Raw genomic sequence first — 17725 nt, forward strand, 5'->3', positions numbered from 1 at the left:
TTTACACTTATCATAACTCGGAAGGAGGAGTAGTAAATGGGTGAAAAGAAATACAGAATAGGAATAGATGTAGGGGGAACATTTACAGATGCTGTTGTAATAGATAACGAAACTTATGAGATTATAGGAAAAGAGAAAATCCCTACTACTCACAATGCAAAAGAGGGTGTAGCTAAGGGAATTATTGATATAATTCAAAAAATAATAATTAATAATAATATAAACGCTGATGATATAATTTTTATAGCTCACGGGACTACACAGGCTACAAACGCATTATTGGAGGGTGATGTTTCACCTGTTGGAATTATAGCTATAGGTACTGGTATAGAATCGATAAAAAGCAAGTCAGAAACCCAGATAGGAGATATCGAGTTAGCTAAAGGTAAGTTTTTAAAAACTGAACATGCTTTCATAGATTCTAAAGGTTTGAATGAAAAAGAAAATGAAATCAAAGATTTAATAAAACGGTTTAAAGAAAATGGCATAGGCACAATTGTATCTACAGAAGCATATAGTGTCGATAATCCTGAGAATGAAGAAAAAGTGTTAGAAGTAGGTAGAAAGCTAGGCTACTATGGAACTGCAAGTCATGAAATATCTAAGTTATATGGTCTCAAAACTAGGACTAGGACTGCTGTAATAAATGGGAGTATTATACCAAGAATGATGGAAACAGCTAATATGACTGAGAGTAGTGTTATAGATGCAGGAATAAAATCACCTTTAATGATTATGAGATGTGATGGTGGAGTTATGACTATTGATGAAGTAAGGAAAAGACCTATTTTAACTATGCTTTCAGGACCAGCTGCCGGAGTCGCAGGAGTATTAATGTATGAAAAGGTGTCTGATGGAATTTTCTTCGAAGTTGGTGGTACTAGTACAGATATTTCTGTTGTAAAAAATGGAAAAGTCATGGTAAAATATGCAGAAATCGGGGGACATAAGACATATCTAAATTCATTGGATGTAAGAACGTTGGGAATAGCTGGTGGAAGCATGATAAAGGTGAAAAATGGCAAAATTGTTGATGTAGGACCTAGAAGTGCACATATAGCAGGACTTGATTACGAAGTTTTTGCAAGAGAAGAGGATATGAAAGAACCCAAATTAAAATATATAAGTCCAAGAGAAGGAGACGATAAAAATTATGCAGTAATAGAGACTTCTAATGGCAAAGTGTTTTCGCTTACTTTAGCAGGGGCTGCTAATGTTGCTGGTATGGTTCCTGAAGGAGACTATGCAAGAGGTAATGTTGATGTAGCTATAAAAGCATTTGAAGTTCTTGCAAAAGAATTGAACTTAACAGTTAATGAAGTTGCTAATCAAATTCTTAAGGTAGCAATTTCAAAGGTGAAAAAAGTCGTTGACGAATTAAAAGAAGAGTATGATCTTAGTGAAAATATCATAAATTTAGTAGGTGGCGGAGGAAGTGCATCAATAGTAGTTCCTTTCTTAGCAAAGGAGACTGGATATAAATTTACTATATCAAAAAATGCTCCATATATATCTACTATTGGTGTTGCATTAGCAATGATTAGGGACGTTGTAGAAAGGACAATACCAAATCCTACTAATGATGATATTAGGTTAATAAGAAAAGAAGCATTAGAATCAGCCGTAAGGTCAGGAGCAAAAGCTGACACAGTGGAAGTAACTGTTAATATTGATAAAAAGAAAAACATTATAAGAGCTATAGCAACAGGAGCTACAGAATTAAGAACTAAGGATTTAGGTTCAAAAAAATTAGACAATAAAGAATTAGCAGATATTGCATCTAAATCAATGAATATTTCTCAGGAAAACATATATTTAGATTCTGAAGTAGGTAATTGGAAAATATTTAAAGGAGAAATAGTAAAGAAAAGATTGTTTGGACTAATTAAATCAAAGAAAACTCCTGTAAGGGTTTTAGATTGTGATGGTGTTTTAAGACTCCAAAAAAACTGGGGGAAATCCTGTATTACTAATGGAGCTGAAATAAATAAGACATTGGAAACATTTATTGATGAAAACACCAAGTATGGAGATGGAGGATCTGAAATACCTAGCACTTATGTTTTCCTTGGACATAGAATGATAGATTTATCCGGGTTAAGTCAAAAGGAACAAATGATTTCTTTAGTAGAAATGGAACTTAGCGATGCACAGCAAGATGAAAAGATAGTAATATTAGTATCTCGCTAAACTACTCAAAAGAGGTGAATTATGACAATAACTGAATTGAACAATTTGGCTACAGATAAGGTTATGTCTTTAGCGGAATTAAAAGAGGATAATATATACAGAAAAATACCACATAATATGCAAAAATTATACGTGTCAGAATCTATGAAAATAGGTGTTGGCACAGCTAATTTGATAAAAGAGAAGTATAATGATGCTGATATAAAAAGTATATGTTCGGACAAAGGTATTACTATTAAATTTATTGATAAAATACCAAAATTGAAATTTATTAAAATTAGAGCTGATTACAGCCATCAAGAAAAATGTTTAAATATATATAATTCTTCTATTGAAGAGATGTATAAACAGTTCAATAAAATAGATATGGGATTTAAATTGAATGTAGATGACATAATCAATATACACATAGCTCATGAATTATATCACTATTTGGAATATGAAGAAATCGGGTTGACTAATGAGATTTTGCCTAAGATTACTTTATTCAAATTTGGAAGTATTGAAAGAAAGTCTACTGTAGTAAAAACTAGAGAAATAGCTGCACATATGTTTTGCAGGAAGATGTTAAATTTATCGGTACATCCAAAATGGATAGATTATATATATTTATTAGCCGCTTCAGAAATAAAATACAAAGATTTAAAAGAATATTTATTAAATTTAAAGGAGGAAAAATAAATGAACGACTATTTAAAATTGTTAAATAATAAAAAAATATCTTTAATTGTAAGTTTACCTAAAAACGATATTGAATTTGCTAAAGCAGCAATAGAAGGCGGAGTAGATGCAGTTAAAGTACATATAAATGTTGAGCACCATGCAAGTAAGACATTATTCAAATCGCTTAAAGAAGAAATTAAAACTTTAGAACAAATTATAAATATTTGTAAAGAAAATAATAAACCATTGGGAATAGTAGCTGGAGGGAACGATAAAATTCCAATGAAAGAAATTGATGCAATTATAAAATTAGGATTTGACTTTATTTCACTTTATGATAAACATATGAACCCATTACTTCTAGAACGAGAAGGAATATACAAAATGGCTGCAATAAACAACGAATATGATATTGAGTGGGTTAAAGCTTACGATTCACTGCCAATAGATGTATTAGAATGTTCAATTATGGACCCAGATACATATGGAGATCCATTAACAGTTAGAGAAATTTTGAAATATCAATCAGTTAGAAATGCTACCAAAAAACCTATTGTAATACCAACTCAAAGAGCCATAGAGCCTAAGCAAGTAGCTATTCTAGATTCTATGAATATTAATGCAATAATGATAGGTGCAGTTGTTACAGGAAAAGAAAGTGAAACAATTTACGAAAAAACAAAGGAATTTAGAAAAGCTATTGATGAAATCAGCAGATAAATAAATACAAAATGAATGAGGGTGAATATTATGAGAATAAAGGACATTATCAAAACTGATATTGCAGTTATTGGTGGAGGTCCTTCAGGTATAATGGCTGCAAAAGCCGCTGCAGCGGAAGGTAAAAGAGTTATTTTGTTTGAGAGAAATGGATTCCTTGGCGGATGTGCAACTAATAGTCTTGCATTACCACTCATGACATTTCATGCTGGAGATAAACAAATTATAAAAGGTTATGCTCAGGAATTAATGGATAAAATTAGAGAATACAATGGAACATTAGGACACATCATAGATCCACTTGGAGTAGGAGGTACTATTACACCAATTGATACAGAAGTATACAAATTTGTTACGCAAGAATACCTTCTTGAAGCAGGAGTAGATTTGAAGTTTTATTCAGAAGTTATAGATGTTGAAGTCGAAAATGACAAAATTTTTTCTATGCTTATTAAAGTTCGTTCAGGTATATATCAGGTAGAAGCTAAAAGATATATAGATGCTTCAGGAAATGGTGATATAGCTTTTCTTTCAGGTAACCCCATGAAAGTTGGAAGAGAAAAAGATGGCAAATGTCAGCCAATGTCAATGATGTTCAAGGTTGGGAATGTTGATATAGATAAGGTTATCGAATATGCAGATAAAAACCCAAATGAATTTGTTATTCATCCACAAGTTGATTCATTATCAAAGGTAAAAAGAATTGCAGTATCTGGATTTTTTTCAATTGTAAATAATGCGTGTGAGAATGGAAATCTTAAGGTTAATAGAGATAGAGTTTTATTTTTTGAATCAATAAAAAGAGGGGAAATAATCGTAAATATGAGTAGAGTAATAGATAAAATTGCTACTCGTGAATTTGATATTAGTGAAGCGACTATTGAAGGAAGAAGACAAGTATTCAATATTATGAATTTCTTCAAAAAATACTTGCCTGGGTTCGAGAATGCAGTACTTTTAGAAACTGGATGTCAAATAGGGGTAAGGGAAACTAGAAGAATAGTAGGCGACTATACATTGACTGAATTTGATGTGGTTGAGGGTAGAAATTTTGATGATGCAGTAGCTCAAGGAAGTTGGCCTATTGATATCCATGACCCAGAGGGGAAAAGTTTAGATATTAAGGGTATGAAATGGGGAGATTATTATGAAATACCATATAGATGTCTTCTGCCACAAAATACTACCAACCTAATAGTTACTGGTAGAGCAATATCAGCTACCCATGAAGCATTTGCTTCAGTTCGAGTTTCACCTATATGTATGGCATTAGGGCAAGCAGCAGGTACTGCAGCAGCTATATCTTTAGATAAGAATACAGATTTTAGGAATGTACCATATAATTTAATTTATAATACTCTAATCGCAAATAATCAGTCTATAGATGAGAAGATGTTATAGCTTTTTATAATACATAGGAAATAATGAACCTTTAAAATTGTGGTAAATATTATTTCCGTTATGTAGTGGACAAAATCCATAGAAAATGTGTATGTTTTAGATTTTGTAATTAGCCCTATTGTTACATTACTAATTGTATATAGGTGAAATTCGAAATATAAAGGATGTGTTTAACTTTGCAAAATGTTATAGCGATAGATTTAGGTGGAACTAAAATAAAAGGTGGAGTAATAGATGAACAAGGAAGACTTCTAAAAACAGAAATTATTGCTACAGAGGCATTTAAAGGTAAGGAAACTATCTTAAATAAGATGGTTGATATGATAGAAAAATTGAAAAAAAACTATGAAATACAAGCAATTGGAATTGGATCGCCAGGATTTATAGATTTAGTCAATGGTAAAGTTTTGTTTGTTGGAAGTAATTTTCCTGGATGGCAAGGAACAAATATAAGGGAAGAAATAGAAAGAAGATTTAATATTCCTACTATTGTGGATAATGATGCGAATGTGGCAGCTTTATGTGAAAGTTGGATTGGTAGTGCTAATGAAATGAATAGCTTTGTAATGATAACACTTGGTACAGGAGTTGGAGGTTCTTTATATATAAGGGAAGATGGAATCTGGCGTGGAAACAATTGGCAAGCAGGAGAATTAGGTCATATTATTTTATATCCAAATGGTAAAAAATGTGGATGTGGTCAAAGTGGTTGTGTAGAACAATATGTATCAGGTAATGCATTAGAAAAAGCATATGAAGAAAATAATGATTGTGCGTTAAATGGAAAAGATATTTTTAAAAAAGCATCACAAGGAGATTTAGGCTGCATAAAAATTGTTGATAAATTTATATATGATTTATCAATATATTTAGTTAGTTTGAAAAATATTTTTGATCCTGAGGCTATTATTATTGGAGGAGGACTAATAAATTCAAAAGAATTTTGGTTGGAAAAACTACAAAAATCTTTTAAAGAAATGTGTAATAGTTCATTACAACCTCAAATATTATCAGCTAAATATTTAAATGATGCTGGGATGATAGGAGCTGCAAAATTAGCGTTTGATTATATAACGTAATTTAATGAATAGTTAGGCAAATTCAAATATTAAGCTCTTATATAGTTAATTTAAAAGTAAAAAAACTAACACTTGATATTAAATTCTTATCAAGTGTTTTTTTCATAAGCAAGAATATGAAAATAATTTTTTATGAAATCTTTTTTATTATTCTTATATTTTGTATTATCATTCTTATATTTCATAAATATTCAATATTCTCATAATACTTAACAAGAGATATTATCTAAAAATAGACAGAAAAAGATATAAATTACAAAAAATCTTAATTATATTAACCCTGAATTTAAGGCTAGTGAGTTGGTATGTTAAGAATTTAATGGATATATTATATCCATATGAATGCAATAGAGTATTAAATTTTCTATCATGAAATATATTGAAAATTGTTGAATAAAGTAATAAAATAGAGTTAAAAAGTGATTAGTTTATAGTTGGCTGAATGGATATAAAATAACATTGGAAATATAACTCATTAATATGTTTTTAATAGTTATTTGAATAAGATTATTTTTGTAAAGATAGGACCAATATGAAACTAAGATACTTATAATATGTTTTGGGGAGGTATAAGATGAGACTAAAAAGAAAGACAAACAAAAAAAAGGCGAACAAAAAAAAGACTACAATTAAAGTGAGGCTTATAGTTTTACCCCTAATTTTACTATTTATAGCCATTAATAGTATGGCAGTAGTATCCTCATTATATGTCAGGAGTAGTTTATTAGCCCAGATGAGAGAGGATGGAATAGCACTTACCAATCAACTGGTATCAAAGATTGAAAATAATATAATATCATTAAGAAGTATTAATCATTTGTTAGAAGACAAAATTAGTGTTGCAGCAAAAACAGTAAAATCAAATAAAGATGTTTTATCCAATGAATTACTAAAACAAATCGCTAAAGATTCTGGAGTAAATTATATACATTGGTATGCTGCTGATGGCAATATTGCATACTCTACCGATAATGATTATTTAGGAAGGAAGCTTTCTAAAGGAGATCCTGCAGAAAATTTTAGAGCTAGTGGGAAAAACGAACTAATAGAAGCGGATGCTGGATCTGATAATCCTAACATGAATGGATATCTAAGAAATAAAGATGGTAGTTTTATTCAAGTAGGGATAAGAGCAAATCAAGTAGAATCACTAGTCAAAAAATTTAGTCATCAAACCTTTGTTGAAGAATTGGCAAAAGAAGAGAATATAGTTTATGCTACTATAATAGATAAAAACCTAAAAGCTATTGCTGATTCTGATGCTAAAGATATTGGGGTTATATATGATAAAAATGAAGAAATTGGAATGGTACAAGCCTTAAAGGGTTCTAGCTTTACGAATGAATGGTACTATGATGTAATTGAATCCAATCTACTAGAAATGACAGTTCCAGTATTTGTTAATGGCGAAGTAAACGCTATACTAGATATAGGTATTTCTATGAAGGGTGTTTATTCAGCAATCAAAACAAATATTATATCATTTGTGATATTGGGGATTAGTTCCTTTGTTATCATGGGGATACTTTTAATAAGACGATCCAATTATGTGATAAGCACTATAAACAATTTAAAAGAATCTTTAGGATATATTTCTTCAGGTGATTTAACAAAGAATGTATCCCAAAAGGATTTAAATAAAACTGACGAACTCGGAGATATATCAAGAGCAGTTGATATAATGCAGAACTCAATTCAGGATATGGTTAATGGTATTGCCAATACATCTGCTAATATATTTTTATCCTCAGAAAAAGTATCATCTATAAGCGAAGAATCCGCTATGGCATCTGATGAAATAGCAAAAACTGTTGAAGAAATTGCAAAAGGTGCTACTAACCAAGCAAAACAAACAGAAGAAGGTTTTAATGATGTAAATATTTTAGGAGAACGGATAGAAGAAAATCAAAAAATGATGGATGATTTAAATACTGCTTTAAAGCAGGTTGAAATATTAAAAAATGAAGGAGTAAAGACTCTTGATGTTTTGGTAGAAAACACAAAGAAAAGTAGTATTGCATCCAAAGGAGTATATAATGTTATAGTAGAAAGTAATAAAAGTGCAGAAAAAATTGATAATGCAAGTCAAATGATTAAAAATATAGCTGATCAAACTAATCTTTTAGCATTAAATGCCGCTATTGAAGCCGCAAGAGCAGGAGAGGCCGGGAAAGGATTTGCAGTTGTTGCAGACGAAATAAGAAAATTAGCTGAACAATCCAATAGTTTTACAGATGAAATATTTAATATAATTGGGGAACTAGGGAATAAAACCAGTGTAGCTGTTAAAACTATGGAAGAAGTAAGTAGAGTTTTATCAGATCAGAGTAATAGTGTTGAACAAACTAATTTTAAATTTGATGGAATTTCTAATTCAATTGATGCAATAATGGATATTATAATAAAATTAAATGAATCAAGTAAAGAAATGGAAAATAGAAAAACAGATATTATTACTATAATAGAAAACCTAGCAGCTGTTTCTGAGGAAAATGCTGCATCAACAGAAGAAGCATCAGCAGCTGCTCAGCAGCAAACTGCTTCTATGGCTGAAGTAGCAAATTCAATTGATGCTTTAGTAAACTTAGCAGAGGAGATGAAAAAAAGCATAGCTAAGTTTAATTACTAAAATAATCCCTGATTATTCATATAACTTTGAATAGTATGCTGTATAATTCTGAATTAGAAGATTCCAGTGAATTCGAAGGCATACCGAGTTGGTATGTCAAGAATTTAATGGACATCTTATAACAACGGAAGCAATTACGTAGTAATTGCAACACACCGTTTCAACGAGGCGGGAGATATACACACCGCCTGTTAAATATAATTGGTACCCGCTACCTATAGAGGTGGGGGACATCTTGTGCCTTGTTATAATCAGAAGGATACAGTAGAATATTTGATTTTCTATGAATAATCTGGGATAAGTACTATTTAGATAAATTATTCTCATACCCCCTTAAAATAGGGGGTATTTTACTTTATAAAAATATTAGTATTTTATTTTGTTTTATACTAATCAAAAAATATAAAAGAAACAATGAATTTTAGAAGCATTAAACAATTAAACTATGAGTAGAGAAGATATTATAAAGATTTTTAATATTTTAATACCCCTGGTTTATGATAACATAAATGAAAAATTGTAAATAGTATTATCTAAATGTATAATAGAATGTATATATAATAAATGCGGAGGATATTATGAAAAAAAGACTTGGTATTGTTACTTCCAGTAAAGACGTTGGAATTGAGTATAAAAGACAGCTTTATAATGTTTTCAAAGACAAAATTGAAGTAACTACTTATGCCTTTGAAACGAATAATGTACAGAGTATAACAAATATAGATGCAATACTTATTAGTACGTATTCTCAATATGAGGTATTAAAAAAATATATTGATAATAGGGTTGAAATCATTATTTCAAAACTTACATTGTCAAAGGAAAGCTTTGATTTACTTAAAAATTTTAAAATAGACAAAACAGCAATGCTAGTTAATTTGAGTTTAGAAATGTGTATTGAAACCATGGCTTTATTATATCAGTTGGGTTTTGATAATTATGAACTTGTACCGGTATATCCAAATATGGGCGAATTACCCAAATCTAGCATAGCAATAACTACTGGTGAAATGAGATATGTGCCAAAGACTGCAAATAGAGTTCTTGATTTAGGTCATAGGTTAATTGATAAGAATACTATAGTTGAAATTGCAGCAAGTCTTAATTTGGAAGATATTTTATCAGAAAAAAGGATATTAGAATATTTTGAAACACTAGTTGCTTATAATAAAGGAGTAGAATTTTTAATCAGTAGATCAAATAGCTTGAAAAATCAATTCAATACCTTACTTTCTATAATGAAAAAAGGGGTAATTGGGGTAAATAAAAATTGTGTTATTGAAAGTTGTAATGGTCATGCAATGAAAATTATCGGTGCAGATCATTCATATATAGGTTGTAATGCTAGACAAGTACTTCCACAGATAGGTTTTGATGATTTTTTTGAAACTAAAAAACCTGTAAAAAACAAGCTTATAGAGTTAAATGGGAAGTATATCACAATGTCAATATTTCCAATAGGTGTTGTAAGCAGTGGAGAGATATTAGAGGTTACTGATGGAGCATATGCAATAATAGAAAGCTTTGAATCTCAAGAAAATACACAAAATATGTTAAGGTTACAACTAGCTAATAAAGGACATGTTGCAAAATACTCAGTAGATAACATTATAGGAAAAAGTAAAGCTATAAAAGAAGTTAGAAAATTAGTAGTAAGAATGGCTAATTCAAAATCAGCTGTTTTAATTACTGGTGAGAGTGGTACAGGAAAAGAACTCGTAGCACAAGCTATTCACAATGCTTCGCCTATTAGAGATAAACATTTTGTAGCGATTAACTGTGCTGCAATTTCACCAAATCTTTTGGAAAGTGAATTGTTTGGCTATGAAAGCGGTGCATTTACTGGTGCACTTAAAAGCGGCAAGATGGGTATATTTGAATTTGCTAACAATGGAACATTATTCTTGGATGAGATTGGTGAAATGCCTATGGAACTTCAAGCACGGCTTCTTAGAGTTATTCAAGAAAAAGAAGTTATGAGAGTAGGCGGCAATAAAATCATTAAAATTGATGTACGGATAGTTGCTGCAACTAATAGAAAACTATATAAACAAGTGGAAAAAGGCTTATTTAGGAAGGATTTATATTATAGACTCAATGTTTTGCCTATTAATTTACCGCCGCTTAGAGATAGGATTGAGGATTTAGAAGTTTTAATTGAACTTTTCAAAAATCAGAATCAATGTAGTTTTGATATTTCTGACGAGGTAATGGATTTTTTAAAGAAATATAAATGGGATGGTAATATAAGAGAGCTTATAAATTGCATAGAGTTTTTTGATAATATAGGTGTAGATTGTATAACCATGAGACATTTACCACATCATATGGAGGAGTATTACAAAAAAAAGATAAAGAAAATAGATTTAGAAAATATATCAGATTTAAATGAAAAGCAAAGCTTCGTTTTGAAATTGTTTTATGAGGCATTTTTAAATCGTGCAAAGCTAGGCAGGAGAAGTATATCTCAGAAGGCTTTCGAAAATAAAATGCACATTACAGAGTATGATGTAAGAGGTATTTTAAATGAATTAAAGGAACTAGGGTATATCAATGTCGAGCTTGGTAGAGGTGGAAGTACGATAACTAAAAAAGGAATAGAAGTAATAGGAAAGGAAAAATGAATAAAATGGGCCAATGGGATACAAACTAAACCATTGGCCCATTTTATTTTTTATTTATGATAGCGTTTTCAATTTTTAACACTTGTACTTCTATAATTAGTAGAAGAAAACTTTTTCCTTCAGGGAAAGAAGAATCTTTATCTGAAACCTAGATATTTAGCTTTAGAAAGACAAATTTTATAGTATTAAAATGAATCAAAAGACTAAAAAATCATGTCGAAAAATAAGAAATCACAAAGAATTTTTAAATTATTAATGGAATTGGCATTCGATTTGCAATAATATAAAGCGTTAAATTGATACAGAAATACAAATTCTAAAATACTATTTTAGAAAAAGGTACACAAGGAAATTATTAATACTATTATAAAACTAGGAGGTTACTTATGACACAAAAAATTAGTAAGAAGACAGTTTTTCAGTCGTACAAATCATTAATATTATTACTTATGGGTATTATTGCAGGCTGTATTGTTGGTTTGATTTACGGAGAGAAGGCAACTGTATTAAAGCCATTTGGACAAATCTTTCTTAATTTAATGTTCACTGCAGTTGTACCATTAGTATTTTTTAGTTTATCAAGCTCTATAGCTAAGATGTCAAATATGAAGAGACTTGGCAAAATATTAAGAAATACACTTTTAATATTTATTGTCACAGGTCTTATAGCATCTGCATTTATTATTGCTGTGGTAACAATAGTTCCACCAGCTGATGGAGTAAATATAGAAATGGGTTCTTATGAGCAACCTGAACAAATGAATCTATTAGATCAAGTTGTTAAGGCAATTACAGTAAGTGATTTCAATTTAATTTTATCAAAAGGTGCAATGCTTCCACTTATCATATTTGCCATTGCGTTTGGATACTGTGTAAGTCTTGTAACAAAGGATAGAAAACTTACTAAAAATCCATTAGTTGATGTTCTAGACATCAGTGCTGAAGCATTCATGAAAATGATAAATATAATTATGCTTTATGCTCCAATTGGATTAGGTGCTTATTTTGCATCACTTATAGGAGCGTATGGTTCTGAGTTATTAGGTGCATATACGAAAGCAGTAGTAATGTTCTTCCCAATTTGTATAGCATATTTCTTAACAGGTTTTACACTATACGCATATTACGCTGGTGGAGTAAAGGGTATCAGAGTATTTTACAAGAATATATTCCCAGCAGTTATAACATCATTAGCAACACAGAGTTCAGTCGCAACACTTCCTACAAACTTAGCAGGAACTAAAAAAATGGGAGTACCAGAGGATATCAGTAATATAGTATTACCTTTAGGTGCAACAATGCATATGGATGGAACTGCACTTACTACTCTTATGAAAATCGCTTTCCTATTTGGAATATTTGATATGAGTTTCACAGGTTTAGGAGTTTGGGGAACAGCTATTGCAATATCTGTTATGAGTGGTGTTGTAATGAGTGGTATTCCAGGTGGTGGAATGATGGGATCCTTGATAATAGTTGGATTCTATGGTTTTAACCCAGAAGTTATTCCAATCATAGTAACAATAGGTTTACTTACTGATGCAATAGCTACTATGATAAATGCAACTGGTGATGCTGTTGTAACAATGATGGTAGCAAGAAGAGTTGAAGGTAAAAATTGGATGGAAAAATCATATGATAATGAATAATCAGTAGGAGAATAAAATGTCTTTAAACTATAAGACACAAGAATTTTGGAGGTAAAAATGTATAATTTTGATGCAGTAATTGACAGAAAAAATACGAGCTCAGTTAAATATGAAGAAATGGAACTAAAATTTGGTAGCAATGATATGCTTCCATTTTGGGTAGCGGATATGGATTTTAAATGTCCTGATTTTATGATAGATTGTCTTGTAAATAGAGCAAATCATGGTGTTTTTGGATATACAAAAAGAATGCCTGAGTTCTATGAGGCAGTAATTAATTGGTTAAAAACAAGACATGATATAAGCGTAAAAAGAGAAAACATAGAGTATGGACCAGGTGTTGTATTTTTACTAAACATGATGATCAGAAAATTTACAAAGCCAAATGATAAAATTATCATTCAAAGACCTGTTTACTATCCTTTTAGAGCAGTTGTTGAAGGTAATAATAGGGTTGTTAGTGATAATACACTTAAGTTTGAAAATGGAAAGTATGTAATGGATTACGAAGATCTTGAGAAAAAAGCAAGTGATCCTGAGTGTACAATGATGATTCTATGTAGCCCTCATAATCCTGTAGGTAGAGTATGGACAAAAGAAGAACTACAAAGAGTTGGAGAAATCTGCTTTGAAAATAATGTTCTTTTAGTGTCAGATGAAATTCATTTTGACTTAGTTTACAAAGGAAGTAAACACATATCAATGATGAATGTGGATGAAAGATTTAATAAGAATATTATAGTATGTACAGCACCAAGCAAGACATTTAATATAGCAGGACTTCATACAGCTTATTGTATTATGTCTGATTTAGAAAAAATGGAAGCTTACAGATCAGAATTAGGATTATTAGATTTAAATCGTTCAAATTCATTTAGCCGTGAAATCACACAAACAGTGTATGAAAAAGGTGCAGAATATGTGGACGAGTTAGTTGATTATTTAGAAGAAAATATGAATTTTGTTCATGATTATATTACGGAAAACATTAAAGGAATAATCCCATACAAAATGGAAGCAACTTATTTGATGTGGCTTGATTGTAAAGGGTTAGGACTTGATACAGAAGGAATAGATGACTTATTCTTTAATAAAGCAAGAATTGCACTTGACAGCGGACATTGGTTTGGAGATACAGGAGAAGGATTTATGAGAATAAACATTGCATGTCCTAAATCAGTGTTAAAAGAAGGATTAGAAAGACTAAAAAATGCAGTAGATGAAATGTAATATATAAATATATTTAAAGATTAAGCATATTAAACATATAAAAAAGCATCTAACTTTGAGGTTAGGTGCTTTTATAAATCATCATTTTATTTTTTAGGAGCATTAATATTCTTGCTGATGTATTGTACTGTATGTATAATTCCATTATTAATTCCTGATAAACTTTGATAGATTTCTGTGTTTTGTGTGTCCCAAATATGTTTAACAAACAAGTGTCTTAAACTGATAGCGAGACCATATTTATCAGGATTATCTTTGTACATGTTGTTTATCCAACTAAAGCCATCTATTAATTTATTTTCTTGTTTAAATTTTTTATTTAATGAGTTCAAGATTAATTTATAATCATCTATATATAAATTTTTATTTTCATGTTTTTCTTCAAACACATAACTAGTGTCATATAATTGACCGTCATTATTAAAGCGGTAAGTAAGTGTAGTATCCAAATCTTTTACTGAAACTGAGTATATTAAAGTGCTATCATCTTCAAAAAACAATTCTGCTTTTTCATACTTTTTAACTTCATCTTTAGTCATGCCCCATTTAGTATTCCTAAAATCAGGATTTTCAATTTTGATTTCTTCATTAATAGTGTCATTATTTTTTTTAGCAACTTTTTCTTTTGGTTTTTGAGTATTGTTAACAGAGCTAGAAGAGCAGCCTGAAACATTGAAAAGCAACACAATTGACACTAATATTAAAAGTAATTTGTTAATTTTATTCATTTAATACACCTCTCATTGATATAGATAAAATTTGTATGACATTTATTAATTGTTTATATCACCCTCTTTTTTCGTCATACTTTGTACTAATTCTATAATATATAAGAATATCCTCTAAAAATTGAGATTGTTAAATATAACTACCAATGAACAATTAAAAACTATAAATGTGCAATTTTAGATACAATTTATACTTGTCTAATGTTTAATTAACCATATTAATATTTCGGTATTACAAAAAATAAAATCGCATTATTAACTAACAAACAATATAGTTACTAGGAGCCATGCAGGGCTCCCTGTCACATACTAAAGAGTTAAAACAGATTTTAATAATTTTATCTTTACTATAAAAAATGACAAAGCATAGACTGATTTAAATTGTAAAAAATCCAGTGCTTTGCATTACTATAGTTAAAATTATATTGATTGAATTAATAATATTACAAGAACTGGACAAAATATTTTTAAAGATTTTGAACAACAATCTTAAAAAGAGGTGAGTATATGTCAAATAGAAATAATGTAAGTAGAAAAGCTAGAGAAGCTTTAGATAAATTTAAAATGGAAAATGCGCAGGAACTTGGTATAGACACTTCGCTAAGATCAGAGAGAAGAGATGATAATACTAAGAAAGAAGGAACTTTAGACAAAATGGGAGATTTTGGAGGAAAAATTATTAAAAAAGTGACTGATAAAGCAAAAGATATTGTTACTAGAGATTAAATAATTTGAATTCATAAAAGTTTATTAATATCACTGGGGTGTTTAAGACTAGACACCCCAGTAATATGTAAGGTAAGCAGTTTTTATATTATCAACTAAAGCTTATATTTTATGTTAACATATAAACTCTTCTTTTAATATAGAATTATACTTTCAATCCATTATCGTTTCAGTTTCTAATGTTCTAGTTCCAATAGGCTTAATCATTTTAAATCCTCCTATAAAAGCTTGATTGTGTTATTTTAATAAATTATACATTACTTGTATTACTAACATTCTTGATAAATAGATGATAAAATATATTTACAGAAAATAAAAAACAATGGGGTGTAAGTATATGAAAAAGATATACAAGCTATTGATAATAGAAGACGATGTCAATATGGCTGAAGTGATGAATAAAATACTTTCAAAATGGGGATTTAGTGTATTTATATGTAAAGATTTTTCAAACATAATAACTAGCTTTGAGAAAGTAAAACCTCATATTGTACTTATGGATATTAACCTTCCAGCGTTTGATGGCTTTTATTGGTGTAAGAAAATAAGGGAAATATCAAGTGTACCTGTTATATTCATTTCATCAAGAGACAGCAGTATGGATATAGTTATGGCTATCAATAATGGAGGAGATGACTATATTCAAAAACCATTCGATAGCAGCGTACTGATAGCAAAATTACAGGCTGTTATTCGTCGCACTTACGAGTATCAAATGCTAGATACACAGATTATAGAATGTAATGATTTAATTCTTAATTTAAATGATACTACTATTCATTATAGAAACAATAGCTTAGAACTAACCAAAAACGAATTTAGGATTTTAAAGACGCTTATGGAGAATAAAGGCAAAGTAGTTTTACGGGAGAAATTAATGAAGCATTTATGGAATGATGATATATATGTAAATGAAAATACCCTTACAGTTAATGTTAACAGATTAAGGAAACGGTTAGAAGATATAGGAGTATTTGATTTTATAAACACTAAAAAAGGAATGGGGTATATTATTCTATGAGAATTTATGATTATTTAAAAATCAATAAATTATGGTTTATCAGTAATCTGGCTATTTTAATGATTGTAAATTGTATTATGTTTAGCAGCATAGCAATAAATAATACGTTAGAAGATATAATTTATATGGATGTTCTTATTATTATTATAGAAATCATAACTATTATCTATGGTTTTAGAAAAAGCAAAATCAAATATGACTCTATTTTAAAGGAAGCAGAAGGGAAAAACATACAAAGAGAAGCTTGTTATAAAGGAGATTTCTATGTAGATACAATACTGGAAATAAAAAGAAGACGGAATGAAGAATTTTACATGAAAGAAGAGGATTATAAAAGAAATATTAATGAGCTACAAGAGTACATAACACAATGGGTGCATGACGTTAAAGTGAATATAGCAGTATGTGAATTACTATTAGAAGATATAGAAAATGTTAATACCAGTAAACTTTGTAGTCAGATAGAGCAGATTAGATTTAATGTAAATCAAGTATTACATGTTACAAGAGCAAACCATTATAATCAAGATATCATTGCGGAAGAATTTGATATTTCTGAGGAGATAAAAAGTGCTATCAGAGATAATGCATTATTTTTTATAAACAAGAACATTAAAATAACAACTGAAATAGAAACTTTTATGGTAACGAGTGATAAAAAATGGATTCATTATATTATATGCCAAATACTTAATAATTGTAGTAAATATACACCAAATAGCGGAGAAATAACTATTACCTCTATAGAGAATAAAAAGGCTTACTGCCTATACATAAAGGATTCTGGTATAGGTATTCAAAAAGAAGATATAAATAGAATATTTAATAAAGGGTTTACAGGTAAAAATGGCAGAACCATGACAAAATCTACAGGTATGGGATTATACTATGCTAAAAAAATGGCAGAGAATTTAAGCATAGGAATAGATGTAAAAAGTGAAGAAGGTAAATACACTGAATTTATTATAAGTTTCTATAAGCTTTCTGATTATTACAATATTACAGCAATGTCACATTAAACTCTTAATATGTAACTTAATGCAATGGAGAAAATCTTTGATTAAA

12 protein-coding genes and 2 pseudogenes are annotated in these 17725 nt (G+C 29.6%); 13 read left to right on the forward strand and 1 reads right to left on the reverse strand.

Translation table 11 applies throughout. The features are described from left to right. Positions 1–36 precede the first annotated feature (36 nt). The 10 genes and pseudogenes from AYC61_RS09935 to AYC61_RS09975 all read left to right on the forward strand — a co-directional run bounded on the left by AYC61_RS09935 (position 37) and on the right by AYC61_RS09975 (position 14185). Positions 37–2190, forward strand: coding sequence for a hydantoinase/oxoprolinase family protein (locus AYC61_RS09935; RefSeq protein ID WP_066500961.1), 2154 nt, complete (start codon positions 37–39; stop codon positions 2188–2190). 21 nt (positions 2191–2211) lie between these two features. After that, positions 2212–2871: a hypothetical protein gene (locus AYC61_RS09940; RefSeq protein WP_066500963.1), complete on the forward strand. Its 660-nt coding sequence runs from the start codon at positions 2212–2214 to the stop codon at positions 2869–2871. Further along, on the forward strand, positions 2872–3573 hold the full coding sequence (locus AYC61_RS09945; RefSeq protein ID WP_066500964.1) for a beta/alpha barrel domain-containing protein: 702 nt from the start codon (positions 2872–2874) through the stop codon (positions 3571–3573). 30 nt (positions 3574–3603) lie between these two features. Next, positions 3604–4974: an FAD-dependent oxidoreductase gene (locus AYC61_RS09950; protein ID WP_066500967.1), complete on the forward strand. Its 1371-nt coding sequence runs from the start codon at positions 3604–3606 to the stop codon at positions 4972–4974. Positions 4975–5150: 176 nt separating this feature from the next. Further along, the gene (locus tag AYC61_RS09955; RefSeq protein WP_156456423.1) at positions 5151–6053 is read left to right on the forward strand and encodes an ROK family protein; all 903 of its coding nucleotides are present in this window, start codon (positions 5151–5153) and stop codon (positions 6051–6053) included. A 1078-nt stretch (positions 6054–7131) separates the two neighbouring features. Beyond that, a pseudogene (locus AYC61_RS22345) lies at positions 7132–7509 on the forward strand (methyl-accepting chemotaxis protein); the annotation flags it as partial. Between the two features lie 591 nt (positions 7510–8100). Continuing rightward, a pseudogene (locus AYC61_RS22285) lies at positions 8101–8682 on the forward strand (methyl-accepting chemotaxis protein); the annotation flags it as partial. 578 nt (positions 8683–9260) lie between these two features. Continuing rightward, positions 9261–11306 (forward strand): sigma-54 interaction domain-containing protein, encoded by a 2046-nt coding sequence (locus AYC61_RS09965; RefSeq protein WP_066500978.1) that lies wholly within the window; start codon positions 9261–9263, stop codon positions 11304–11306. A gap of 386 nt (positions 11307–11692) precedes the next feature. Beyond that, positions 11693–12955, forward strand: coding sequence for a dicarboxylate/amino acid:cation symporter (locus tag AYC61_RS09970; RefSeq protein WP_066500980.1), 1263 nt, complete (start codon positions 11693–11695; stop codon positions 12953–12955). Positions 12956–13012: 57 nt separating this feature from the next. Continuing rightward, positions 13013–14185: a MalY/PatB family protein gene (locus tag AYC61_RS09975; protein WP_066500985.1), complete on the forward strand. Its 1173-nt coding sequence runs from the start codon at positions 13013–13015 to the stop codon at positions 14183–14185. An 86-nt stretch (positions 14186–14271) separates the two neighbouring features. On the opposite strand, the gene AYC61_RS09980 is transcribed toward AYC61_RS09975, so the two are convergent. After that, positions 14272–14913 carry a hypothetical protein gene (locus AYC61_RS09980; protein WP_066500990.1) on the reverse strand — a complete coding sequence of 214 codons (642 nt, stop codon included), beginning with the start codon at positions 14911–14913 and terminating at the stop codon, positions 14272–14274. Positions 14914–15420: 507 nt separating this feature from the next. Between AYC61_RS09980 and AYC61_RS09985 the strand changes: the two genes are divergently transcribed. The 3 genes from AYC61_RS09985 to AYC61_RS09995 all read left to right on the forward strand — a co-directional run bounded on the left by AYC61_RS09985 (position 15421) and on the right by AYC61_RS09995 (position 17679). Beyond that, positions 15421–15639, forward strand: a complete 219-nt coding sequence (locus AYC61_RS09985) for a small, acid-soluble spore protein, alpha/beta type (RefSeq protein ID WP_066500993.1) — start codon at positions 15421–15423, stop codon at positions 15637–15639. Positions 15640–15976: 337 nt separating this feature from the next. Then, complete coding sequence (locus tag AYC61_RS09990) at positions 15977–16660, forward strand: response regulator transcription factor (RefSeq protein ID WP_156456424.1); 684 nt, start codon at positions 15977–15979, stop codon at positions 16658–16660. After that, positions 16657–17679 carry a sensor histidine kinase gene (locus AYC61_RS09995; RefSeq protein ID WP_066500999.1) on the forward strand — a complete coding sequence of 341 codons (1023 nt, stop codon included), beginning with the start codon at positions 16657–16659 and terminating at the stop codon, positions 17677–17679. Before AYC61_RS09990 ends, AYC61_RS09995 begins: the two co-directional genes overlap by 4 nt. The last annotated feature ends 46 nt before the right edge of the window (positions 17680–17725 follow it).

Source organism: Abyssisolibacter fermentans, assembly GCF_001559865.1.
Taxonomy (GTDB): domain Bacteria; phylum Bacillota; class Clostridia; order Tissierellales; family MCWD3; genus Abyssisolibacter; species Abyssisolibacter fermentans.